General features: G+C 72.9%; 24 protein-coding genes. 16 read left to right on the top strand and 8 right to left on the bottom strand.

Going from position 1 to position 22,320, the window contains the following annotated elements; genetic code table 11:
- The first annotated feature begins 418 nt into the window (after nt 1-418).
- The 3 genes from WQO_RS05725 (at nt 419) to WQO_RS05715 (ending at nt 2,684) form a co-directional block, all read left to right on the top strand.
- Nucleotides 419-1,771: a hypothetical protein gene (locus WQO_RS05725; RefSeq protein WP_010057192.1), complete on the top strand. Its 1,353-nt coding sequence runs from the start codon at nt 419-421 to the stop codon at nt 1,769-1,771.
- 86 nt (nt 1,772-1,857) lie between these two features.
- Nucleotides 1,858-2,388 (top strand): NUDIX domain-containing protein, encoded by a 531-nt coding sequence (locus tag WQO_RS05720; protein WP_010057193.1) that lies wholly within the window; start codon nt 1,858-1,860, stop codon nt 2,386-2,388.
- Between the two features lie 50 nt (nt 2,389-2,438).
- Complete coding sequence (locus WQO_RS05715; RefSeq protein ID WP_010057195.1) at nt 2,439-2,684, top strand: hypothetical protein; 246 nt, start codon at nt 2,439-2,441, stop codon at nt 2,682-2,684.
- 86 nt (nt 2,685-2,770) lie between these two features.
- On the opposite strand, the gene WQO_RS05710 is transcribed toward WQO_RS05715, so the two are convergent.
- Nucleotides 2,771-3,628 carry a 3-hydroxybutyryl-CoA dehydrogenase gene (locus WQO_RS05710; protein ID WP_010057197.1) on the bottom strand — a complete coding sequence of 286 codons (858 nt, stop codon included), beginning with the start codon at nt 3,626-3,628 and terminating at the stop codon, nt 2,771-2,773.
- Nucleotides 3,629-3,829: 201 nt separating this feature from the next.
- Between WQO_RS05710 and WQO_RS05705 the strand changes: the two genes are divergently transcribed.
- Nucleotides 3,830-5,134 carry a glycoside hydrolase family 10-like protein gene (locus WQO_RS05705; protein WP_193407169.1) on the top strand — a complete coding sequence of 435 codons (1,305 nt, stop codon included), beginning with the start codon at nt 3,830-3,832 and terminating at the stop codon, nt 5,132-5,134.
- A gap of 106 nt (nt 5,135-5,240) precedes the next feature.
- On the opposite strand, the gene WQO_RS05700 is transcribed toward WQO_RS05705, so the two are convergent.
- Both WQO_RS05700 and WQO_RS05695 read right to left on the bottom strand, forming a co-directional pair.
- A complete protein-coding gene (locus WQO_RS05700; protein ID WP_010057199.1) occupies nt 5,241-5,450 on the bottom strand; it encodes a DUF1918 domain-containing protein in 210 nt (69 codons plus the stop codon).
- Nucleotides 5,451-5,497: 47 nt separating this feature from the next.
- Nucleotides 5,498-6,544, bottom strand: a complete 1,047-nt coding sequence (locus tag WQO_RS05695) for a DMT family transporter (RefSeq protein WP_029181980.1) — start codon at nt 6,542-6,544, stop codon at nt 5,498-5,500.
- Between WQO_RS05695 and WQO_RS05690 the strand changes: the two genes are divergently transcribed.
- The 5 genes from WQO_RS05690 (at nt 6,543) to WQO_RS05670 (ending at nt 11,221) form a co-directional block, all read left to right on the top strand.
- Nucleotides 6,543-7,997: an aminotransferase-like domain-containing protein gene (locus WQO_RS05690; protein WP_010057201.1), complete on the top strand. Its 1,455-nt coding sequence runs from the start codon at nt 6,543-6,545 to the stop codon at nt 7,995-7,997. The genes WQO_RS05695 and WQO_RS05690 overlap by 2 nt on opposite strands.
- 61 nt (nt 7,998-8,058) lie before the next feature.
- Nucleotides 8,059-8,634 (top strand): histidine phosphatase family protein, encoded by a 576-nt coding sequence (locus WQO_RS05685; RefSeq protein WP_010057202.1) that lies wholly within the window; start codon nt 8,059-8,061, stop codon nt 8,632-8,634.
- 130 nt (nt 8,635-8,764) lie between these two features.
- Nucleotides 8,765-9,934 (top strand): EstA family serine hydrolase, encoded by a 1,170-nt coding sequence (locus tag WQO_RS05680; protein ID WP_010057203.1) that lies wholly within the window; start codon nt 8,765-8,767, stop codon nt 9,932-9,934.
- 75 nt (nt 9,935-10,009) lie between these two features.
- On the top strand, nt 10,010-10,507 hold the full coding sequence (locus tag WQO_RS05675; RefSeq protein WP_010057204.1) for a peptidylprolyl isomerase: 498 nt from the start codon (nt 10,010-10,012) through the stop codon (nt 10,505-10,507).
- Nucleotides 10,508-10,681: 174 nt separating this feature from the next.
- On the top strand, nt 10,682-11,221 hold the full coding sequence (locus tag WQO_RS05670; RefSeq protein WP_010057205.1) for a hypothetical protein: 540 nt from the start codon (nt 10,682-10,684) through the stop codon (nt 11,219-11,221).
- Between the two features lie 37 nt (nt 11,222-11,258).
- Here WQO_RS05670 and WQO_RS05665 read toward each other — a convergent pair whose 3' ends face one another.
- Nucleotides 11,259-11,660, bottom strand: a complete 402-nt coding sequence (locus WQO_RS05665) for a DUF5997 family protein (RefSeq protein WP_010057206.1) — start codon at nt 11,658-11,660, stop codon at nt 11,259-11,261.
- A gap of 58 nt (nt 11,661-11,718) precedes the next feature.
- Between WQO_RS05665 and WQO_RS05660 the strand changes: the two genes are divergently transcribed.
- Together WQO_RS05660 and WQO_RS05655 are read left to right on the top strand one after the other, a co-directional pair.
- The gene (locus WQO_RS05660) at nt 11,719-12,507 is read left to right on the top strand and encodes a LysR family transcriptional regulator substrate-binding protein (protein ID WP_010057208.1); all 789 of its coding nucleotides are present in this window, start codon (nt 11,719-11,721) and stop codon (nt 12,505-12,507) included.
- A gap of 170 nt (nt 12,508-12,677) precedes the next feature.
- Entirely contained in the window at nt 12,678-14,069 is a 1,392-nt protein-coding gene (locus WQO_RS05655) for a hypothetical protein (RefSeq protein WP_010057209.1), read from the top strand.
- On the opposite strand, the gene WQO_RS05650 is transcribed toward WQO_RS05655, so the two are convergent.
- The 4 genes from WQO_RS05650 to WQO_RS35620 form a co-directional block, all read right to left on the bottom strand.
- On the bottom strand, nt 13,980-14,975 hold the full coding sequence (locus WQO_RS05650) for a MerR family transcriptional regulator (protein WP_010057210.1): 996 nt from the start codon (nt 14,973-14,975) through the stop codon (nt 13,980-13,982). The genes WQO_RS05655 and WQO_RS05650 overlap by 90 nt on opposite strands.
- A gap of 3 nt (nt 14,976-14,978) precedes the next feature.
- Nucleotides 14,979-15,665 carry a HEAT repeat domain-containing protein gene (locus tag WQO_RS05645; protein WP_010057211.1) on the bottom strand — a complete coding sequence of 229 codons (687 nt, stop codon included), beginning with the start codon at nt 15,663-15,665 and terminating at the stop codon, nt 14,979-14,981.
- Nucleotides 15,666-15,741: 76 nt separating this feature from the next.
- The gene (locus tag WQO_RS05640) at nt 15,742-16,350 is read right to left on the bottom strand and encodes a GOLPH3/VPS74 family protein (RefSeq protein WP_010057212.1); all 609 of its coding nucleotides are present in this window, start codon (nt 16,348-16,350) and stop codon (nt 15,742-15,744) included.
- A gap of 110 nt (nt 16,351-16,460) precedes the next feature.
- The gene (locus WQO_RS35620) at nt 16,461-17,228 is read right to left on the bottom strand and encodes a hypothetical protein (protein ID WP_010057213.1); all 768 of its coding nucleotides are present in this window, start codon (nt 17,226-17,228) and stop codon (nt 16,461-16,463) included.
- 212 nt (nt 17,229-17,440) lie between these two features.
- On the opposite strand from WQO_RS35620, the gene argC reads away from it, so the two are divergent.
- From argC to WQO_RS05610, 5 genes are read left to right on the top strand one after another with little or no spacing between them, the layout of a single operon-like run.
- The gene (gene argC / locus WQO_RS05630) at nt 17,441-18,469 is read left to right on the top strand and encodes an N-acetyl-gamma-glutamyl-phosphate reductase (RefSeq protein WP_010057214.1); all 1,029 of its coding nucleotides are present in this window, start codon (nt 17,441-17,443) and stop codon (nt 18,467-18,469) included.
- Nucleotides 18,466-19,620, top strand: a complete 1,155-nt coding sequence (argJ, locus tag WQO_RS05625; RefSeq protein WP_010057216.1) for a bifunctional glutamate N-acetyltransferase/amino-acid acetyltransferase ArgJ — start codon at nt 18,466-18,468, stop codon at nt 19,618-19,620. Before argC ends, argJ begins: the two co-directional genes overlap by 4 nt.
- Nucleotides 19,617-20,546, top strand: coding sequence for an acetylglutamate kinase (argB, locus tag WQO_RS05620; RefSeq protein ID WP_010057218.1), 930 nt, complete (start codon nt 19,617-19,619; stop codon nt 20,544-20,546). Before argJ ends, argB begins: the two co-directional genes overlap by 4 nt.
- The gene (locus WQO_RS05615; RefSeq protein WP_010057219.1) at nt 20,543-21,754 is read left to right on the top strand and encodes an acetylornithine transaminase; all 1,212 of its coding nucleotides are present in this window, start codon (nt 20,543-20,545) and stop codon (nt 21,752-21,754) included. The genes argB and WQO_RS05615 overlap by 4 nt, the downstream gene beginning before the upstream one ends.
- Before the next feature lie 25 nt (nt 21,755-21,779).
- Complete coding sequence (locus WQO_RS05610) at nt 21,780-22,316, top strand: arginine repressor (RefSeq protein WP_010057221.1); 537 nt, start codon at nt 21,780-21,782, stop codon at nt 22,314-22,316.
- Nucleotides 22,317-22,320 lie beyond the last annotated feature (4 nt).

Raw genomic sequence — 22,320 nt, 5'->3', positions numbered from 1 at the left:
GACACCCCCTGGGCGTTGAGAAGGGGCGTATCCGGCCACCGGATACGCCCCTTCTCCGTCCCGCCGATCGGCGGAGGGACCACACGCCGGATCCGGAGCGGGAACCGGGAGGAAACGCGGTTCCGGCCGCCGTTCCGCAGCCACCCTCCTTCGTCGTCGGTCAGTGGGCCGTGCGGTCCGGGCGCCGTCCGCACTGCCTCGGAGTGTCGGGCAGGTAGCAGCGCGGACGGCGCGGGTGCGGGTCGTAGGCCGTTACGAGGGGGAGCCGACGACCCGGCCGCCTCTTGCGAGGGAGTTCATTCAACCGAGCCGGGGTCCCGCGCGGCAGAGCGCACAGCAGGAGGGTTCGGGCATTCCGTTCACACCCCGTGTGAATCGTGCTCCACTAGGCTCATTGCGACACGCACCTGGGGGGACGATGGAGCCCAATGTCCTGCTCGAATCGTTGATCGAGGAGTCCGGTGTCTCCCGGGCGGGCCTCGCCGGACACGTCAACCGGGCGGGCCGGTCCCGCGGGCTGAACCTGCGGTACGAACACACCGCCGTCTCCCGCTGGCTCAAGGGCCAGCGCCCGCGCGGCCAGGTGCCCGACCTGATCTGCGAGGTGCTGGGCGGACGGCTCGGCCGGCCCGTCGGGCTCGACGACATCGGGATGGGCGCGTCGGCCGCATCCGCGGCGCCGGACGGCGGCGCCGGGAGCGCCTCCCTCTCCGGCTTCGTCGAGCGGGCCACCGCGCTGTGGCGCTCCGACGAACAGCAGCGCCCGCACCTGACCACCGTCCCCGCCGTCACGGGGACCTCGGCGGTGATGCCGGTCTGGGAGTGGGAGAACCCCCCGGAGGACACCGACGTCTCCCGTCCCGGCCCCGGCCGGGTGAGCGCCTCCGACATAGCGGTGCTCAAGGCGGCCCGCGACCACTACGAGCAGATGTACCGCAAGGCGGGCGGCATCGCGACCAGGTCCCGGATCGTCCGCTTCCTCAACGCCGAGGCCGCCCCGCTGCTGCGCGGCGGCCACAGCGACGCGCTCGGCCGCAGCCTGCACCGGGCGACGGCGGGACTGGTCGCGGTGGCGGGCATCTGCGCCTACGACTCCGACGCCCACGGCCTCGCCCAGCGCTACTTCCACCAGGCGCTGCGGCTCGCCAAGTCCAGCGGGGACCGGGGGCTCGGCGGCTATGTGATCGCCCTGCTGGTCACCCAGTCGCTGTTCCTCGGCGACTACCGCCGCTCCATCGCGTTCGCCGAGGCCGCGCTGCGGGCCGCCGGCGGCCACATCACCCCGGCCCTCGCCGCCGATCTGCACGCCATGCAGGCCAAGGCGTACGCCCGGCTCGGCGACGCGGCGAGCGCTCGTGCCTGCATCGGACGGGCCGAGGCGCAGGCGGGCCGGATCCATACGGGCCGGGAGCCGGACGAGACCGGGTACGTCCAGCCGGGCCTGGTCGACGTCCAGGTGGCCGAGGCGCTGATCGGTCTCGGCGATCTGCCCGCCGCCCGGGAGCACGCGGCCTCCGCGGTGCGCGCCCCGGCGCACGACCGGGGGCGCGTGCACCGGCTCGCGATGCTCAGCCATATCGAGCTGCTCCAGGGCGAGGCCGACCGCGCGGCCGCCACAGCTGCCGAAATGGCCGTACGGGCCCGGGGAATGGAGTCCCAGCGGCTGCGCGACCGGCTGCGGCAGGTCCGAGGCGAGCTGGCCGCGAGCGGCTGCGCCGACGCCGTGGGAACCACCGACCTCATCGACGAGGCGCTCCGCGTGCCTCTGTGAGCTCCACCGACGCCCCGCCGTTTGTTCCCCCTGACAGCCGAGCCTGCTGGCATGTTGACCCCAACATGTCGAAAGGCGGCAGAACCGTGCAGTGGACGAACTTAAGCGAACAGAATGTGTATCAGAACCCTTGGTTCCGGGTGAATCTGGCGGATGTCGAACTCCCCGACGGCAGCCACCTCGACCACTTCGTCATCCGGCTGCGCCCCGTCGCGGCCGCCACCGTCGTCAACGAGGCCAACGAGGTGCTGCTGCTCTGGCGGCACCGGTTCATCACCGACAGCTGGGGGTGGGAGCTGGCCGCGGGCGTCGTCGAGGACGGCGAGGACATCGCGGCGGCGGCGGCCCGCGAGATGGAGGAGGAGACCGGCTGGCGCCCCGGCGAGCTACGCCCCCTGCTCACCGTGGAACCGTCTAACGGCCTGACCGACGCCCGCCACCACCTCTACTGGTCCGACGAGGCACACTGGACCGGCCAGCCGCAGGACGCCTTCGAGTCGTCGCGCCGCGAGTGGATACCCCTCAAGGTGGTCCCGGACATGATCGCCCGGGGCGAGGTGCCCGCCGCGAACATGGCGGCCGCCCTGCTGATGCTGCACCACCTGAGGCTGGGCTGACTCGCGCCCCGCGACGGAGCCTCTGCAGGCGACAACCTCCGAGGAGGAAAATGCGATTCCTCGTCCGGGCCGACCGTGACATGACCGTGGTGTTCGAGCCCACGGCGGAAGAGGTTTCCCTGAAGCCGGGCGAGACCCTCACCGTGGAGTGGTTCGCCGAGAGGACGGACGGGATGGTCTCGCTGGAGGAGGGAGACCTCGTGGTGTCGGCCCCGAGCGGCGGGTACACGCGCGTCTGGGGATCCGACGGGGCGGAGATCTACGTCGGCCCCGACTCGGGCGGCGCCGCACGGTGATCGACGCCCCGGCCGTACGGTCCTGACCCCGGAAAAGTGCTGAGGCGGGCCCGGCTGCGTGAGCGCCGGACCCGCCTCCGGGACGGTCAGTAGGCGTAGAAGCCCGAGCCGCTCTTCCGGCCGAGGCGCCCCGCGTCCACCATGCGCTGGAGCAGCGGGGGAGCGGCGTACAGCGGCTCCTTGTACTCGGCGTACATCGAGTCCGCGACCGAGGCCACGGTGTCCAGGCCGATCAGGTCGGCCAGCTTGAGAGGACCCATCGGGTGGGCGCAGCCCATCTCCATGCCGTTGTCGATGTCCTCGCGGCTGGCGATGCCCGACTCGAACATCCGGATCGCGGAGAGCAGGTACGGGATCAGCAGCGCGTTCACGACGAAGCCGGACCGGTCCTGGGCGCGGATCGGGTGCTTGCCGAGCACGTCCTGCACGACGGCCTCGGCGCGCTTGATCGTCTCGTCCGACGTGGTCAGCGCCGGGATCAGCTCGACGAGCTTCTGCACCGGTGCCGGGTTGAAGAAGTGGATGCCGATGACCCGGTCCGGGCGCGAGGTGGCGACGGCCAGCTTCACCAGCGGGATCGAGGAGGTGTTGGAGGCCAGGATCGCGTCCTGCCGGGTCACCACCTGGTCGAGCACCTGGAAGATCTCCGTCTTGACCTGCTCGTTCTCCACGACGGCCTCGATCACGAGATCGCGGTCGGCGAACTCCCCCAGGTCGGTCGTGAAGCTCAGCCGGCCGAGGGTCTCGTCCCGCTCCTCCGCCGTGATCTTGCCGCGTTCGGCGGCCTTCGAAAGGGAGTTGTGCAGACGGGTGCGGCCGATCTCCAGCGCTTCGCCGGTGGTCTCGGCGACCTTCACTTCGAGGCCGCTGCGCGCGCACACCTCCGCGATACCTGCGCCCATCTGGCCACAGCCCACCACTCCGACGCGTGCAATGTCGGCCATAAGGTCCGTCACCTCGTGCCTTTCGCTGTTCTCCGTATCGCAGGGTCCCGTGTGATTCCGGTGCCCGCCTCGACCCCACGACGTTACTCCGAATGCCGACGCGAACGTCCCGCGGGTCACAGCGGCTACGGATGGGCATGATGCGGTTACGTAGAGCCATTGGAGTCGGGTGCGGGACACGGCGGAGAGAGGTGGGCCGGGATGCGGCGCACAGGTGTGGCGAGAAGGGCGTTCGTGCTGAGCGCGGCCGGACTGCTGGCGGCGATGACGACCGCCGGTGATGCGGTCGCCTCCCCGTCGGGGAGACGGAAGGCCGGCGGGCTTCCGGAGGCGGCGGGGGAGGTGCGGGGCATGTGGATCGCCACCGTCGCCAACATCGACTGGCCCTCGAAGCCGGGCCTCACCGCGGCGAAGCAGGAGGCGGAGCTGTTCGCCTATCTGGACCGGGCGGTGGAGTTGCGGCTCAACACGGCCGTGTTCCAGGTCCGGCCGACCGCCGACGCCCTGTGGCCCTCGCCGTACGAGCCGTGGGCCGACTGCCTCACCGGCACCCAGGGCAAGGACCCGGGCTGGGACCCGCTCGGCACGGCGGTGCGCGCGGCGCACGACCGGAGCCTGGAGCTGCACGCCTGGTTCAACCCGTACCGGGTGGCGAACCACACGGACCCGTCCCGCCTGACCGCCTCCCACCCGGCGCGGAAGCACCCGGACTGGGTCGTGCCGTACGGCGGGAAGCTCTACTACAACCCGGGGCTGCCGGAGGTCCGCCGCTTCGTCCAGGACGCGATGCTCGACGCCGTACGCCGCTACGACATCGACGCCGTGCACTGGGACGACTACTTCTACCCGTATCCGGTGGCCGGGCAGACCTTCGACGACGACGCCGAGTTCGAGCGGTACGGCGGCGGCTTCGCCGACCGGGCGGCCTGGCGGCGCGACAACATCGACCGGCTCGTACGTGAGACCGGCGAGCGGATCCGGGCGATCAAGCCGCACGTCCGCTTCGGCATCAGCCCCTTCGCGGTCTGGCGCAACAAGGAAACCGATCCGCTGGGGTCGGACACACGGGCGGGCGTGCAGACGTACGACGACCTGCACGCCGACACCCGCAAGTGGGTCAGGGAGGGGTGGATCGACTACATCTGCCCGCAGATCTACTGGCACATCGGCCAGACCGCCGCCGACTACGCCAAGGTCCTCGCCTGGTGGAGCGCGACCGTCCGGGGCACGGGCGTCGAGCTGTACGTGGGCGAGGCGCTGTACAAGGCCGGTGACCCGGCCCAGGCGGACGCCTGGCAGGATCCGGCGGAACTCTCCCGCCACCTCACCCTCGCCCGGGACCACGAGGAGGCGGGCGGTCATGTCTTCTTCTCCGGGAAGAGCGTGATGGCGGACCGGATCGGCGCGATGCGACGCGTGGTGGCCGACCACTACTCGGACCGGATCCGGCTCTACCCGGACCGGGGGCGCGCCCGTTCCCACCGCCGGGGCCCGTTCCCGGGCTGAGCCCACCAGGGCGGTTCGCGGGCCGAGCCGCCGGGAACGGCTCCCGGGCCGAGCCGCCGACGCCGGGGGCCGGGATCCTTCCGCACGGTCCCGGCCCCCGGCGCTGCTACCGCGCCTGCTCGTCCTTCGGCGCCTCCCTGTGCTGGACGACGCTGTCGGGACCCGGTGACATCAGGTGTTCATGGCCGTCGTCGAAGCGGAGCCGGTACGGGGGAGCGCCCCCGTCACCGAGCACCTCGATGATTTCGGCGACCCGGTCGTGCTGTCCCACGGTCCTGCCGTGCATCAGCAGCCGGTCGCCCGTGTGCGCCTCCATCGGGAGCGACCTCCTCACAGGGGGAGATGGTGTCCGTGTCGACAAGTCTATGACCGTGCGGTCCTGGCTTCCCGTCCTGACCGTGCGGACCTGGACCGCCGGCCCGCACGACGGCCGGCCCGCTGGGTGGCGGCGATGCAGACGAGTACGGCCACCGCCGCGACCGGAGCCGCCGCCGACAGCTCCTCGCCGAGCAGGAGGAAGGACCACACGAGCGTCAGCAGCGGCTGGGCGAGCTGGAGCTGGCTGGCACGGGCCACCCCGATCGCCGCCATCCCCCGGTACCACACGTACAGCCCGAGGAAGGTCGATCCGGCGGCGACCCAGACCAGGCCAAGGACGCCGTGGGCGTTCAGGTGCACGGGTTCGAGCGGCAGAGCCACCAGGCTGCCCGCCACCGCGAGCGGCAGGCACAGGACCAGCGCCCAGCCGATCACCTGCCACCCCGGCATCACCCGGGCCAGCCGGCCGCCCTCGGTGTATCCGGCCGCGCAGACCAGCAGAGCGCCGAACAGATACAGATCGCCGGTCGTCAGGGCGCCGCCGCTCTGCTGAAGGGTGAAGGCGATCACCACGGCCGCCCCGGCGAGGGCCGCGATCCAGAACCCGCGCGAGGGCCGCTCGCCGGTACGCAGGGATCCCAGCACCGCCGTGGTCAGCGGCAGCAGACCCACGACGACGGCCGCGTGCGAGGTGGTGGAGGTCTGCAGGGCCAGCGTCGTCAGCAGCGGGAAGCCCACCACCACCCCGCCCCCGACCACCGCGAGCCCGGCCCAGTGCCGGCGCGCGGGCAGCGGGACGCGGGCGGCCAGCAGCACCCCGCCGGCGACCAGAGCGGCGAGCACGCTGCGCAGTGCCACCAGGGACCAGGGGCCGAAGCTCTCCAGGCCCCAGGCCGTGGCCGGAAAGGTGAGCGAGAACGCCACGACGCCGAGCCCGGCGAGCACGGTGCCGCTCCGGCCGGTCGAAGGAGTCGCCGGAGGGCCGACCGGAGGAACGGCCGAAGAAGTGGCCGCCGAAGTGGGGTGCGGGGTGGCCGCCGGATCGGCGACCGCTATCGCTGAAAACGGGGTAGCGCTATCCTGTGCTCTCATGCAAGAGCGTAGCAGCGTCGCCGAACTGGTCACTTCCCTGCGGGCCGAGCTCAACCGCTACTCACCCGGTGGAAAGCTGCCATCCAGCCGCGCACTCGTCGAACGGTTCCGGGTCAGCCCCGTCACTGTCTCCCGCGCCATCGCCCAGCTCGCCGCCGAGGGGCTCGTCACCACCCGCCCCGGCTCCGGCGCGTTCCGGGCGGAGCCCCGCGCCGCGCTCCCCGCCCCGGGCGACACGTCCTGGCAGGAGGTGTCGCTGAGCGGCGACGGCGGGCCCGAGGTGGTGCCCCGTACGGTCGACGCCTCCGGGGTGCTGGTCACCCTCGCCGCTCCGCCGCCCGGCGTCATCGAGTTCAACGGCGGCTACCTCCACGCCTCGCTCCAGCCCGAACGGGCGCTCTCCGCCGCCCTGGCCCGGGCGGGCCGCCGGCCGGGCGCCTGGAGCCGTCCTCCCACGGACGGGCTGCCCGAGCTGCGGTCCTGGTTCGCCCGCGAGATCGGCCCCGCCGTCAGCGCCGCCGACGTCCTGATCACCGCGGGCGGCCAAGGCGCCCTGGCCACCGCCCTGCGCGCCCTCGCCCCGCCCGGCGCCCCGGTCCTCGTCGAGTCGCCCACCTACCCGGGGATGCTCGCCGCCGCCCGCGCCACCGGACTGCGCCCCGTCCCCGTGCCGATGGACGCCGACGGGGTCCGCCCCGAGCTGCTCGCCGACGCGTTCCGGGCCACCGGCGCCCGGGTCTTCGTCTCCCAGCCCCTCTTCCAGAACCCCACCGGAGCCACCCTCGCGCCCGCCCGCCGCCCCGAGGTCCTGGCCATCGCCCGGGCGGCCGGGGCCTTCGTGGTCGAGGACGACTTCGCCCGCCGGCTCGTCCACGACGACTCAGGACCGCTCCCCGCACCGCTGGCCGCCGACGACCCCGACGGGACCGTCGTCCACGTCTGCTCGCTGACCAAGGCCACCTCGCCCAGCCTCCGGGTCGGTGCCCTGGCCGCCCGAGGCCCGGTGCTGGAGCGCCTGCGGGCCATCCAGGTCGTCGACAGCTTCTTCGTACCCCGGCCGCTTCAGGAAGCCGCGCTGGAACTCGTCGGCTCCCCGTCCTGGGGACGCCATCTGGCCGCCGTCTCCGCCGAGCTGGGGCGCCGCCGTACGGCCATGGCGGCCGCCCTCGGCAGCGAACTGCCGGAACTCACGCTGCCGCACCTCCCGGCGGGCGGCGGCAGTCTCTGGCTCCGGCTCCCGGGCGGCGGCGCGGGAGCGGGCGCCGACGAGCCGGCCGTCGTCTCGGCCGCGCTGCGCGCCTCGGTCGCCGTCGCCCCCGGCCGCCCCTACTTCTGCGCCGAACCCCCGGCCGGACACGTCCGCCTGAGCTTCGCCGGGGTCTCCGGCGCGGCTGAGATCGCGGAGGGCGTCCGCCGTCTCCGTACAGCTTTCGACAGCCTCCTGGAGAGCTGAACGCGACGCCCGGCGCACAGGCCCTCTTGACCAAACAGGCGTTCGGCACCACGATCCCGCCATGACGCTTCGGGTCACCCTGGTCGCAGCGGCGCGCACCTCCTCCCGGCTCACCGAACGCTTCGACGACGACCGGCCGCTCGACCAGGCCGGCTGGCACGAGGTGCAGATCGTCGCCCACACGCTCGTCCCGCTCGGCGCCGCCGAGCTGCGTTACTGCTCGCCCACCCCGCGCAGCCGCGCCACCGGGGACGCCCTCGGCTTCGCGCCGATGGCCCAACCGGCCCTGCGCGACTGGGAGATGGGCCGCTGGCGGGGAATGACCCTGGGCGAGGTCACCGCCCGGGAACCGGCCGCCGTCGACCTCTGGCTCGCCGACCCGCGCAGCGCCCCGCACGGCGGCGAGTCGATGCTCGGCTTCATCGGGCGCGTGGGCGGCTGGCTGGACACCCGCCCCGCCGACGACGCCCTCGTCGTCGCGGTCGCCGAGCCCGCCGTGATCCGGGCGGCCCTCGTCTACGCCCTGAACGCCCCGCCCGCCACGTACTGGAACGTCGACGTCCGCCCGCTGTCGACGATCACCCTGACGGGCCTGCCGGGCCGCTGGAGCCTGAGCCTGGAGTCGGGCATCCGCTGATCCGCGCAGCGGCAACCGGGACCTTCGCCGCTCCCGGACACCGGCCCTTCCCTCCGGTCCGACCAGTCGGTACGTTGCGTGAGGCGCCCGGTTCCGCCTCCGGACGCCCGCCCGCGACGAGGGAGGCTCCGTGCCGCAGATCCACGGCCACTGCGACGACCGGTTCGCCGGGGTCCGGGCCGCCTTCGAGGAGAACTTCACCGAGCGCGGCGAACTGGGCGCGGCGGTCACCGTTCTCGTCGACGGCGCCACGGTGGTGGACCTCTGGGGCGGCTGGGCGGACGCGGCCCGCACCCGCCCCTGGGAACGGGACACCCTCGTCAACGTCTGGTCCACCGGCAAGGGCCCGACCGCGCTCTGCGCCCATGTCCTGGCCGACCGGGGACTGCTCGACCTCGACGCCCCGGTCGCCCGCTACTGGCCGGAGTTCGCCGCGAACGGTAAGGAATCCGTCCTCGTACGCCACCTCCTCTCGCACCGCTCCGGAGTGGCCGGCCCCGACACCCCGCTCACCCTCAAGGAGCTGTACGACTGGGAGACGGCCTGCGCCCGGCTCGCCGCCACCGCCCCCTGGTGGGAGCCCGGAACCCGCTCCGGCTACCACGCGATCAGCTACGGATTCCTCGTCGGCGAAGTGGTCCGCCGGATCACCGGACTGCGGCCCGGGGCGTTCCTCCGCCAGGAGATCACCGGACCGCTGGGCATCGACTTCACCTTCGGCCTCCCGGAGAGCGAGACCCACCGCCTCGCCGAACTGGTCCAGGAACGCCCCGACCGGGCCGCCCAGGCAGCCCTCCTGGACCGGATGACACCGGTCGCCGTCGCCTCCCTGCTCAACCCGCCCACCGGCCGGGCCGCCGCCAACACCCCCGCCTGGCGCGCGGCGGAGATCCCCGCCGCCAACGGCCACGGCACCGCCCGGGCGGTCGCCGCGCTCTACGGGATCCTGGCCGGACGCGGCAGCCTCGACGGCCGCCGGATCCTCTCCGGGAAGGCGGCCGCCCGCGCCGGGGAAGGACAGGGGGCCTGCCGCGACCTCGTCCTCGGCGACGGCTTCCCGCACGAGACCGAGATCGCCCTCGGCTTCTGGCTGAGCGGCGAGAACCGCTCCTACGGCCCCGACCCGAGGGCGCTGGGCCACGACGGCGCGGGCGGTTCCTGCGGCCTGGCCGACCCGGATGCCTCCATCGCCCTCGGCTACGTCATGAACCGGATGGGCTCCCGGCTCGCCGACGACCCGCGCAAGACCGCCCTGGTGAACGCCGTTTACGCGGCCCACCGGGGAGCCGCCGGAGGGTGAGCGGAATCCGGACATCCGACGTGCCGAACCAACCCGGGTTTCACCTGCGGTTGCCAGGAATGTGAGGATGTCACCATGACAACCAAGGTCTACTTCGACATCACCATCGACGACGCCCCCGCGGGGCGGATCACGTTCAACCTGTTCGACGACGTCGTCCCCAAGACGACGGAGAACTTCCGCGCGCTCGCCACCGGCGAGAAGGGCTTCGGCTACGCCGGCTCGTCCTTCCACCGCGTCATCACGGACTTCATGCTCCAGGGCGGTGACTTCACCCGCGGCGACGGCACCGGCGGCAAGAGCATCTACGGCGAGAAGTTCGCCGATGAGAACTTCAAGCTCAAGCACGACCGTGTGGGTTTGCTCTCGATGGCCAACGCCGGCCCTAACACCAACGGTTCGCAGTTCTTCATCACCACGGTGCTCACCCCGTGGCTGGACGGCAAGCACGTGGTCTTCGGGGAGGTCGCCGACGAGGACAGCATGAAGCTCGTCCGCAAGATCGAGGCCCTCGGCTCCGGCAGCGGCCGCACCAGCGCCAAGGTCACCATCGCCGAGTCCGGCGCTCTCTGACCCGACCGCCAGACCCGAGCGGTATCCGACGGGCCCGTGGCAGGGCCGCGCCACCGACGTACGCGTCGGCGGGGCGGACCGGCCACGGGCCCGTGGCATGGCTCCGGCCGTTTCCGTGGTGCCCGCCCCCGCGATCGGGCAGTATTTGAGGTGTCCACGACGGGGGGAGCGGCGATGCGACGCACCGAAGCCGCACGGGAACTCGGCGGATTCGTCCGCGAACACCGCACCGACGGCAGCAGACGGCTACGCCTTGCCGGGGCCCTGCTGGTCACCGGAATCGTCGGTCTCGCCTTCGGCGTGCCGGTGACCATCGCCTCGATCGGAACCACCGACGGCGCCCCCGAACTGGCGGGCCTGCTCCTCGGGGTGGGGCTGGTCGGTCTCGGACTCGGAATCTGGCGCCTGACGCAGGCACTCCGTACCCGGGAACAGTGCTTCGACGTCCACGAGCGCGGTCTGACCCACCGGGTCGCGGGAACCACCACGCTGATCCCCTGGAGCGACATCGAGCGGATCGGATCCGCCTCGGCCGAGGACGGACGCCCGCTGGCCGAGGCCCGGGGGATGGGCTTCGGCTTCGCCGTCGAACTGCGCGACGCGCGGAAGATCCGGGTGGACACCTTCACCGAGGACGCGCGCGAACTGGCCGCCACGATCCACCGTGCGGTGAGCCTGGGGGAGTTTCCGCAGGGCCGGGGCCGCAGGCCCTGACGCGCGAGCCGGACGCCCTGACGGGAGGCCCGGGGACCTACTCCTGATCGTCGGAGCGCGCGGCCCGCTCGGCGTTCCGCTCCTTGATGCGAGCGGCCTCCTTGCGCACCTCGGCCTGCGTGGCGCGCTCCTTCTCGAGCCACTCGGGCATCTCGTCCTTCAGCGCGTCGATCTGCTCGGTGGTGAGCGCCTCGGTGACCCCGCCGCGGGCGAGCCCCGCGATGGAGACGCCGAGCTTCGCGGCGACGACCGGGCGGGGGTGCGGGCCGGTGCGGCGCAGCTCCACCAGCCAGGCGGGCGGGTCGGTCTGGAGGGCGTTGAGCTCGGTGCGGGAGACGGCACCCTCCTGGAACTCGGCGGGCGTGGCCTGGAGGTACACACCCAGCTTCTTCGCCGCCGTGGCGGGCTTCATGGTCTGGGCGGTCTTGTGCGACGTCATGGGTCCAGGGTATCGACCATGGGACATACCTCCGACCACCGACCGGTAGCCTGGTTCCGTGACAGGCTCGGACATCCCCTCATCCTTCCGGCTCGCGTACGTCCCCGGCGTGACGCCCACCAAGTGGGTGAGGGTCTGGCACGAGCGGCTGCCCGGCACCCCCCTGGAGCTCGTCCAGGCCACCGCCGCCGACGCCCCCGGCCTCCTGGCGGACGGCGGCGCCGACGCCGGTCTCGTACGGCTGCCGGTCGACCGGGACATCCTGGCCGCGATCCCCCTCTACACCGAGACGACCGTCGTGGTGATCCCCAAGGACCACGTGGCGACCGCCGCCGAAGAGGTGTCGCTCGCCGAGCTGGCCGACGAGATCGTGCTGCACCCGCTGGACGACGTCCTCGACTGGGAGACCCTGCCCGGGCGCCCCGCCGTCGAGCGCCCGGCCACCACTGCGGACGCGATCGAGCTGGTCGCGGCGGGCGTCGGCGTCCTCCTCGTCCCGCAGTCCCTGGCCCGGCTGCACCACCGTAAGGACCTCACCTACCGCCCGGTCCCGGAGACCCCCGAGTCCCGTGTCGCCCTTTCGTGGCCCCAGGCGGATGAAGCCCCCGACCTGGTGGAGGAGTTCATCGGGATCGTCCGGGGCCGCACCGTCAACAGCACCCGGGGCCGTGCGGCCACCCCGCAGCGCCCCACCGCCAAGGCCAAGGAGAAGGCCAAGGGCAAGCGGGCCGGTACGGGCGGCGGGCAGGGCGGTGCCCGGCACAAGCCCGCGGCGGGCAGGAAGCCCTCACCGGGCGGCCGGGCCGGCGGCCAGAGCGGCAAGCGCGGAAAGCCGCGCGGCCGGTAGCGGGCACCGAGCCCGCCGGGACCGGCACGCGCGCCGACTCCCGGGAAACGCCGTGTCCCGGCCCGCGCGCCGACTCCCGGAAACCACGCCGCAAACCGCCCCGGAACGCCACCCTGCGCCGGTTCTCTCGTTGATGAGGCAACCGCCGTACGCAGGGGAGCGCCCGTCCGATGCCGAACATCCGCAAGAAACAGCACCTGGGCCTCATCGGGATGCTGCTCATCGCCGTCTCCTTCGCCGGACTCCATCTGACAGCGGTCACCGGCCGGGCCTCGCCCGACACCAAGAACTACCTCTCCTACGCCCTGAGCCTCAGCGGCGAGAGCCGCGAGGAAGCGGGCCGCCGGGCCATCGCCTACTCCTGCGCCAGCGGGCAGCACGCGTCCCTGAGCCCCGTCCCCTGGACCAACAGGAAGACCGTGGGGGAGTCGGAGGAGCAGTGCGTCCGCCGGCTGGACAACTCGGTCGCGTACTGGTCGCGCCACGGCAACACGTCAGGGATGACCGCGCCGTTCGCCAATCAGCGGTTCATGGCCATCTTCGAGGCCAGGCCCGGCTATCCGCTGTTCCTGGTCCCCTTCGTCGCCGCCTTCGGCATCACCTGGGGCCTCTGGCTGGCCGGGCTCGTCATCGCGCTCGCGGGCAGTGTCTGCGTTCTGCTCACCCTCCGCGCGGCGAGCGCTTCCCGGCGCGCCGGTCTGGCCGGGCAGGCGCTGTACCTCGCCCTGCCCACCGGCACCGTCGCCATGAACCCCCTGAGCGACGGCCTCTCCCTGGCGCTGGGCACGGCGGTGGTCCTCGGCTGTGTCCTGCTGCTGCGGGACCGGCCCCGTACGGACGGGGCATCCGGCACGGGCGGAGGGCCGGGGGCGGGGGCCTGGGCGGCCGCAGCGGGACCCCGCTCGGGCGCGGCGCTCGTTGCCGGCGGCCTCGCCTCGATGTTCTTCGTCCGCTATTCGCAGGCACTGCTGCTGGCAGCCGCTCTCGCGGGAGCCCTCCTCCTGTGGGCCGGATGGCTCCGCCGCAATCGGCGGCAGTTCACGCCCGTACTCCGGGCGGCCGCACTCTGCGCCGGCCTGACGGTGTGCGTCTACGTCGGGGCGCATCTGCTGGGGTGGCCCATGGGCCGGGACAGCGCCCAGGACCTGCTGACGCACCACTACCAGCGGCCCGATCTGCCCAACCCCTGGCCCGAGTTCTTCGTACAGGAGGGGGTCTTCTGGTCGGCGTGGCTGCGCCGCCAGGCCGCCTCCCCCGTCCTCCCCGTCCTGCTCGCGCTCTCGGCCTGGGCGCTGCTGAGGCGGCGCTCGGTGGTGCTGCCCCTCGCCCTCGCGGCGGGTGCGGCGGGCCTCCTCAACCAGGCCGGCCACCCCAACCTGGGCCAGCTCTACGGCTTCCGCCTCATCGTGTTCCTCTGGCTGCTGCCCGTCCTGGCGATCCCGCTGCTGCTGGACCGGCCGTCCCGGGAACCCTCACCCGTCCCCGCGCAGCCGGAGGAGGTAGGTGGCGGTCAGCGCGACGGCACGGTCGGCGTCGCCCACCAGGTCCGCGAGGGCGCGTGAGGCCGTGGCGCCCGGGATGCCGGCCAGCGCCTGGGTGAGCCGCCCGCGCGCGGGCGGCTTGGTGGTCCCGTCGCCGATGCGGCCGACGAGGAGGGACGCGATGCGGTCCGCGGCGGCGGCGTCGCCGGCCAGCACGCTCAGCGCGTCGGCCGCGTCCGTGTCGTTGCTTCCCGCGACGATCATGTCGACCAGCACCGGGGTCGCGGCGGCCTCGCCCTGGGCCCCGAGCGCCAGCGCCGCCCGGTTCCGGACCACGGCATCAGGGTGCGCCAGCGCGTCCCGCAGCAGCGCGACGGCCTCGTCGCCGGGCAGTTCGGTGAGGGAACGCACGGCACGTTCCCGCACCTCCGGCACCGGCGAGCCGAGCCCTTCGGCCAGGAGGGCCGCACTGCCGTCGGACCGGGCCAGGGCCCAGCGCAGGGCCCCGGCCACGACCGGGTCCCTCTCGTCGAGCGCCGCCTCGACCAGGGCCTCCACCGGAACCTCGTCGACCGGGGCCAGGGCCGCGCGCTGACGGGCTCCGGCGCTCGGGGACCCCAGGGCCCGCAGCACCGCGAGGACCTGGAGGACGTCCTCCCAGCCGGCCGGACCCGTGGCGTGGACCCGGTCCAGCCGGGTGAGCAACTCGGTCTCGGCGGCGATACGTTCGCGCGTCCGGCGGATGAGGTCGTCGACCAGGTCCGCGGGGGTGAAGCCGGGATCGTCGAGCGCGCGGCCGATCTCCCGCAGCGACAGCCCCACCGCCCGCAGGCTCTCGATATGGAAGATGCGCCGGACGTCCTCGCCGGAATACTCCCGGTAGCCGGACCCGGTGCGGCCCGAGGGCCGCACCAGACCGAGCGACTCGTAGTGCCGGAGCATGCGGGCGCTGACGCCGGACCGCCGCGCGACCTCACCGATCAGCACGCGCTACGACCCTCCCTCGTTGCTGCCCGCCCCGCCCAGGGCCACCACGCGCTTCGCCTCCTCCAAGGCGAAGGCGAAGCCGGTGTCCGGGTCGTCCCGCAGCCGCTCGGTGGCGAGCGCGTGCGCCCGTACGTCCGGGTCGGGGGCCCGCTTCGCGGTGTCCAGGGCCGGCACCACCGTGCTCCCCAGATCGACCAGTGCCCTGCTGAGGCTCAGCTGTGTCTCCTGCCCGCCCCGCCCGAGCTGTGTCACCAGCACCGCGGCCAACGCGGCCTCCTCCCCTTCCGGTACGAGCACGACGGCCGTCCGCCAGGCGGTCCGGGCGACCTCGTCGTCGGCGTCGGTCAGGAGCGCCCGGGTGATCACGGGCCATGCCCGCGGGTCCCCGACCTTGGACAGGGTGTGCAGCGCCTGGCTCCGCGCCTGCGCACGCTCCGAGCGGACTTCCCGGAGCAGCAGGGGCAGTGTGGCGGCGACCGGGTGGCGGGTGAGCGCCCACGTCAGCATGTCGCGGACGAGGAACTCCGGCTCGACCGCGCACCGTTCGACCAGCGGGCCGACGAAGCGCTGATCCGGCGTCGAGCCGATCGCCAGAGCGGCGCCCAGCCGCACCGACGAACGCTCGTCCCGCAGCGCCCGGAGCGCCCGGAGCGCCCGTGCCTCGTCCGTACCCTGTCCCGTGACCGTCATCGAGACCACCTCCTCGGCAAGCAGTGAAGAGCTTGTCACCGTGTCAAGGTCAAACCGGGGGAGGCCGGGTGCCGGCTCAGGGGCCGCGCCAGACGTTGGCGAAGGCGGTGTTCTCGATGGTCCGCCGCTGCCGTACGGCCTCCAACTCCATCACCGCTTCATGGACGGTGGCGACCACGGTGGTCACCGTCTCGTCACCGAGACTCGGTTCGGCGTCGTCCGACGGCTCGTCGCCGAGGCCCACGGCCGACGCGAGGGAGGCGAGGACGGGGTCCCCCTCGTCCCGGCGGGCCACGGCCCGGCGGCGGGCGGGCGTGTCCACCAGCTCCACCTCCTTCGGGCCGAACGGCAGCAGGCCGCTCCGCTTCCGCGTGAGCTCGCCGTCCTCCTCCAGCGCGTCCTGGTAGGCGGCCGCGAGGTCCCGGCCCCGGCGCCACAGCCAGTCCTCGATCCGCTCGTGGGGCGGTTGCCGGGTGATCCCCGCGGCAGCCGCGGCGAGCAGCCGGTCGTCCGGCACCGACGATCCGCCCGGTACGACGAGGTCGCCGTCCACGGTGATGGTGCCCGCGTCGAGGAGGTCGAGCAGTTCGGCACCGGCAAGGGCGAGCGACAGATCGCCCTGCCCCACCGTGTGCTCCGGTGCGGGGTCCATCGCGATGATGAACAGGTCTTTCGCCGTGGTCATGAACGGCTCCCCTCAAAGGCGTCGACGCATCCGGTGCAGCCGGGCCTCGCCGGACCGCCCCGGCGGGACGCCGGTTCGGGGGCGGGCGACTGCTACGACCAGTATCGTCCTCATCCCCTCCGGACCGGCGGCCGCAGCCTGCCGTGGAGCACCGCGAAGGCCGTGCACGCCACCGGGAGGACGAGGGCGGCGGTGACCAGGACACCGACGACGACGGGCGCGAGAATGCCCGCGTAGTACGCGGCGAAGAAGTTGCCCGTGGCCGGTTCGAGCAGCTCGCCGACGACGGGCCTCAGCGGCAGGGCGGCCTGTACCGCGAGGCGGAGCACCCCGGCCGCGACCGCGGCGAGTGGCAGAGCGAGGACCAGTACGCGCGGCGCCCCCGTACGCGTCCATGCCAGCGACCAGGAGCGGCGCACGGCCGCCCACGGGCCGAGCCCGTCCGCGGCGGCGGCCGGAGCGAGGGAGAGGGCGAGGCGGAGCAGGACGGCGACGCCCAGGGCGACGGCGGGGGAGGCCGAGACGAGGGCGTAGGGCCACGATCCGCGTTCCAGGGGCAGAGGCGTGTCGAGGTGGTAACCGGTGAGGGAGTCCGCCCAGGCCGCGACGGCGATCGGCAGCGGCCAGACGATCAGTCCGCGCAGCGCGTACACGAAGAGCACCGGACGCACCCGTGCCCGCAGCGGCTCCGGCCCTGTCCCCGCCGTACCCGGCGGCCCGCCGGTCTCCGCCGCCACCGCCCGCGAGCACACCGACTGCAGGGCCGCGCCGCCGATGCCGAGCAGCAGGAGGAAGAGGGGGAGCGCGCAGAGGGCGACCAGTGCCAGATCGGTGGGGTCGTGCAGGGCAGGGGTCCTCGACGTACTGGTACCAGGCACGCCGGTTCCGCATCCGGGTGAAGAGGGGCCAGGCGAGCGCGAATATCGCGGCCGTCACCAGCAGACCGGTCAGCCCGGCCGCCCCGACGACGCGTACGGTCGCCCTCGCCGGCATGGCGCCCGGCCACCGCACCCGCAGCCCGGCCCCGTCCACTCTTTGCATAAAACTGCATGCTTGCGTATAGTCATGCCATCGATCAGGAGGGTTACCGATGGTGGTGCGAGCAGCAGTGGCAGGGGCGAGCGGATACGCCGGCGGTGAGCTGCTCCGTCTTCTGCTGGCGCACCCGGAGGTCGAGATCGGCGCTCTCACCGGGCACTCCAACGCCGGGCAGACGCTCGGTTCGCTCCAGCCGCACCTGCGGCCCCTGGCCGACCGGGTGCTGGAGCCCACCACCGCCGAGGTGCTCGCCGGGCACGACGTCGTCTTCCTCGCCCTCCCGCACGGGCAGTCCGCCGCCGTCGCCGAGCAGCTCGGGGACGAGGTCCTCGTCGTCGACATGGGGGCCGACTTCCGGCTCAAGGACGCGGGGGACTGGGAGGCCTTCTACGGGTCCCCGCATGCCGGGACCTGGCCCTACGGGCTGCCCGAGCTCCCGGGCGGACGCGCCGCGCTCGCCGGGTCGAAGCGGATCGCGGTGCCGGGGTGCTACCCGACCGCCGTGTCCCTCGCGCTCTTCCCCGTGTACGAGGCCGGTATCGCCGAGCCGGAGGCCGTCATCGTCGCCGCGTCGGGCACCTCGGGTGCGGGCAAGGCGGCCAAGCCGCATCTCCTCGGCTCCGAGGTCATGGGCAACATGACCCCGTACGGCGTCGGCGGCGGGCACCGCCACACGCCCGAGATGATCCAGAACCTCAGCGCCGCCGCCGGACAGCCGGTCACCGTCTCCTTCACGCCCACCCTCGCCCCCATGCCCCGGGGCATCCTCGCCACGTGCAGCGCGAAGGCGAAGCCCGGAGTGAGCGCTAAGAGCCTGCGCGCGGTGTACGAGAAGGCGTTCGCGGACGAGCCGTTCGCCGGGCTCCTGCCCGAGGGGCAGTGGCCCGCCACCGCCGCGGTGTACGGCTCCAACGCCGTACAGATCCAGGTCGCGCACGACCCGGCCGCCGGACGGATCGTGGTCGTCTGCGCCATCGACAATCTCGCCAAGGGCACCGCGGGCGGCGCCCTCCAGAGCATGAACATCGCCCTCGGACTCCCCGAGGACACAGGTCTTTCGACGATCGGAGTGGCACCGTGAGCGTCACGGCAGCACAAGGGTTCTCCGCGGCGGGCATCGCCGCGGGAATCAAGGAGAGCGGCAACCCGGACCTGGCCCTCGTGGTCAACAACGGGCCGCGCCGCGCCGCCGCGGGCGTCTTCACCTCCAACCGCGTCAAGGCCGCCCCCGTCCTCTGGTCCGAGCAGGTCCTCAAGGGCGGCGAGGTCACCGCCGTCGTCCTCAACTCCGGTGGCGCCAACGCCTGTACGGGACCCCAGGGCTTCCAGGACACCCACGCCACCGCCGAGAAGGCCGCCGAGGTGCTGGACGGCCACAGCGCGGGCGAGGTCGCCGTCGCCTCCACCGGGCTCATCGGCATCCTGCTCCCCATGGACAAGCTGCTTCCCGGCATCGAGCAGGCCGCCGCCGCCCTCAGCGAGCACGGCGGTGAGAAGGCCGCCATCGCCATCAAGACCACCGACACCGTCCACAAGACGGCCGTCGCGGGCGGCGACGGCTGGACCGTCGGCGGCATGGCCAAGGGCGCGGGCATGCTCGCCCCCGGCCTCGCCACCATGCTCGTCGTGCTCACCACCGACGCGGATGTGGAAGCCCCCGCACTGGACGCCGCCCTCCGCGACGCCACCCGCACCACCTTCGACCGGGTCGACTCCGACGGCTGCATGTCCACCAACGACACCGTGCTGCTCCTCGCCTCCGGCGCCAGCGGCATCACCCCGGAGCAGGGCGTGTTCGCCGAGGCCGTACGGGCCGTCTGCGACGACCTCGCCCGGCAGCTCATCGGCGACGCCGAGGGCGCCTCCAAGGACATCCGGATCGAGGTGATCAACGCGGCCACCGAGGACGACGCCGTCGAGGTCGGCCGGTCCATCGCCCGTAACAACCTCCTCAAGTGCGCCATCCACGGCGAGGACCCCAACTGGGGCCGGGTCCTCTCCGCGATCGGCACCACGAAGGCCGCCTTCGAGCCGGACCAGCTCAACGTCGCCATCAACGACGTCTGGGTCTGCAAGAACGGCGGCGTCGGCGAGGACCGCGACCTGGTCGACATGCGCTACCGGCAGGTCAAGGTCACCGCCGACCTCGCCGCGGGCACGGAGTCCGCCGTCATCTGGGCCAACGATCTCACCGCGGACTACGTCCACGAGAACAGCGCGTACAGCTCATGAGCGCCGCGCGGAAGCACACCGCACTCCCGAAGGCGCAGACCCTCATCGAGGCGCTGCCCTGGCTGACCCGGCACCACGGCAAGACCGTCGTCATCAAGTTCGGCGGCAACGCCATGATCGACGAGGAGCTGAAGGCCGCCTTCGCCCAGGACGTCGTCTTCCTGCGGCACGCCGGCCTCAAGCCCGTCGTCGTGCACGGCGGAGGCCCCCAGATCAGCGCCCAGCTCGACAAACAGGGCCTGGTCAGCGAGTTCAAGGCCGGGCTGCGGGTCACCACCCCCGAGGCGATGGACGTCGTCCGGATGGTGCTCGCCGGACAGGTCCAGCGCGAACTGGTCGGCCTCCTCAACCAGCACGGCCCGCTCGCCGTCGGCATGACCGGCGAGGACGCCCACACCATCACCGCCACCCAGCACCGGCCCACCATCGACGGCGAAACCGTCGACATCGGCCGGGTCGGCGAGATCACCGCCATCGACACCGGGGCCATCCAGGCGCTCCTGGACGACGGCCGCATCCCGGTCATCTCCTCCATCGCCCGCTCCGCCGACGACCACCACGTCTACAACGTCAACGCCGACACCGCGGCCGCCGCGCTCGCCGCCGCGCTGAACGCCGAGACGCTGATGGTCCTCACCGACGTCGAGGGGCTGTACGAGGACTGGCCCCACAGCGACGACGTCATCAGCCGGCTCACCGCGAGCGAGCTGGAGAAGCTGCTGCCCGAGCTGTCCAGCGGCATGGTTCCCAAGATGCAGGGCTGTCTGCACGCCGTGCGCAACGGCGTCGAGACCGCCCGCGTCATCGACGGACGCGTCCAGCACTCGATCCTGCTGGAGATCTTCACCGACGAGGGCATCGGCACCATGGTCGTGCCGGACGCCCCCATCGACGTACACACGGGTCCTGAACTGGGGGAATCATGACAACCGGCACCGGAACCACGACCGGACTCACCGCGCGGTGGCAGGGCGCGCTGATGGACAACTACGGCACCCCCCGCCTGTCCCTCGTCCGCGGCGAGGGCGCCCATGTCTGGGGCGAGGACGGCACCCGCTACCTCGACTTCGTCGGCGGCATCGCGGTCAACGCCCTCGGCCACGCCCACCCGGCCGTCGTCGAGGCCGTCTCCACCCAGATCGCCTCCCTCGGCCATGTGTCGAACCTGTTCATCGCCGAGCCGCCGGTCGCCCTCGCGGAGCGGCTGCTCCAGCTCTTCGGCCGTCAGGGCCGGGTCTTCTTCGCCAACTCCGGTGCGGAGGCCAACGAGGCCGCGTTCAAGATCGGCCGGCTCACCGGGCGCACCCACATGGTCGCGACCGACGGCGGCTTCCACGGCCGGACGATGGGCGCGCTCGCGCTGACCGGCCAGCCGGCGAAGCAGGAGCCGTTCCGCCCGCTCCCCGGTGATGTCACCCATGTTCCGTACGGGGACGTGGACGCCCTGCGCGCGGCCGTCACCACCGACACCGCACTGGTCGTCATCGAGCCGATGCAGGGCGAGAACGGTGTCGTCGTCCCGCCCAAGGGCTATCTGGAGGCCGCCCGGGAGATCACCCGGGCGACCGGGACGCTCCTCGTCCTCGACGAGGTGCAGACCGGCATCGGCCGCTGCGGCCAGTGGTTCGAGCACCAGGCCCACCAGGGCGTCGAGCCGGACATCGTCACGCTCGCCAAGGGCCTCGGCGGCGGTCTGCCGATCGGCGCCACGGTCGCCTTCGGCCCGGCCGCCGACCTGCTGAAGCCGGGGCACCACGGCACGACGTTCGGCGGCAACCCGGTCGCCTGCGCCGCCGGACTCGCCGTCATCGACACCCTCGCGGCCGACGGCACGCTCGACAACGTCAAGCGGCTCGGCGAGAAGATCCGCGACGGTGTGGAGGCGCTGGGACACCCGCTGGTATCCCATGTCCGCGGCAGCGGCCTGCTGCTGGGTATCGTGCTCACCGGACCCCTCGCACCGCAGGTGCAGCAGGCGGCCCAGGGAGCCGGCCTCCTGGTGAACGCGCCCGCCCCCGATGTCGTACGGCTCATGCCGCCGCTGATCATCGGTGACGCGGAGGTGGACGCGTTCCTGGAGATCCTGCCGGGCGCTCTCGACGCGGCACACGGGGACGGACGATCCGGAGCATGACCCTCCGGAGAATGAGGCGACGACGATGACCGAGGCGCAGGAATCCGAGCACGGCGGGCCGTCCGTGCCGCAGACCCGCACCGCCCGCCACCGCCGGATCGTGGACATCCTGAACCGGCAGCCGGTCCGCTCGCAGAGCCAGCTGGCCAAGCTCCTCGCCGACGACGGGCTGAGCGTCACCCAGGCGACGCTCTCCCGCGACCTCGACGAGCTGGGCGCCGTGAAGATCCGCAACACCGGCGGCGAGCTGATCTACGCGGTGCCCAGCGAGGGCGGATTCCGCACCCCGCAAGCCCCGCTGGGCGGCTCGGCCAAGGAGGAGCGGATGCGCAGGCTCTCGGCCGAACTGCTCATCTCGGCCGAGGCGTCGGCCAACCTCGTGGTGCTCCGTACGCCGCCGGGCGCCGCCCAGTTCCTCGCCTCGGCCATCGACCAGGCCGAACTGCACGACATCCTCGGCACCATCGCGGGCGACGACACCCTGATGCTCATCAGCCGCGACGCGCACGGCGGTCAGGCGCTGGCCGACCATCTGCTGAGGCTCGCTCAGAACGACCGCTGAGCCG

Origin of the sequence: Streptomyces globisporus C-1027, from assembly GCF_000261345.2 — a bacterium.
GTDB lineage: Bacteria > Actinomycetota > Actinomycetes > Streptomycetales > Streptomycetaceae > Streptomyces > Streptomyces pakalii.
The sequence above is the reverse complement of the archived record's forward strand: the minus strand, read 5'-3'. Positions and strand labels throughout refer to the sequence as shown.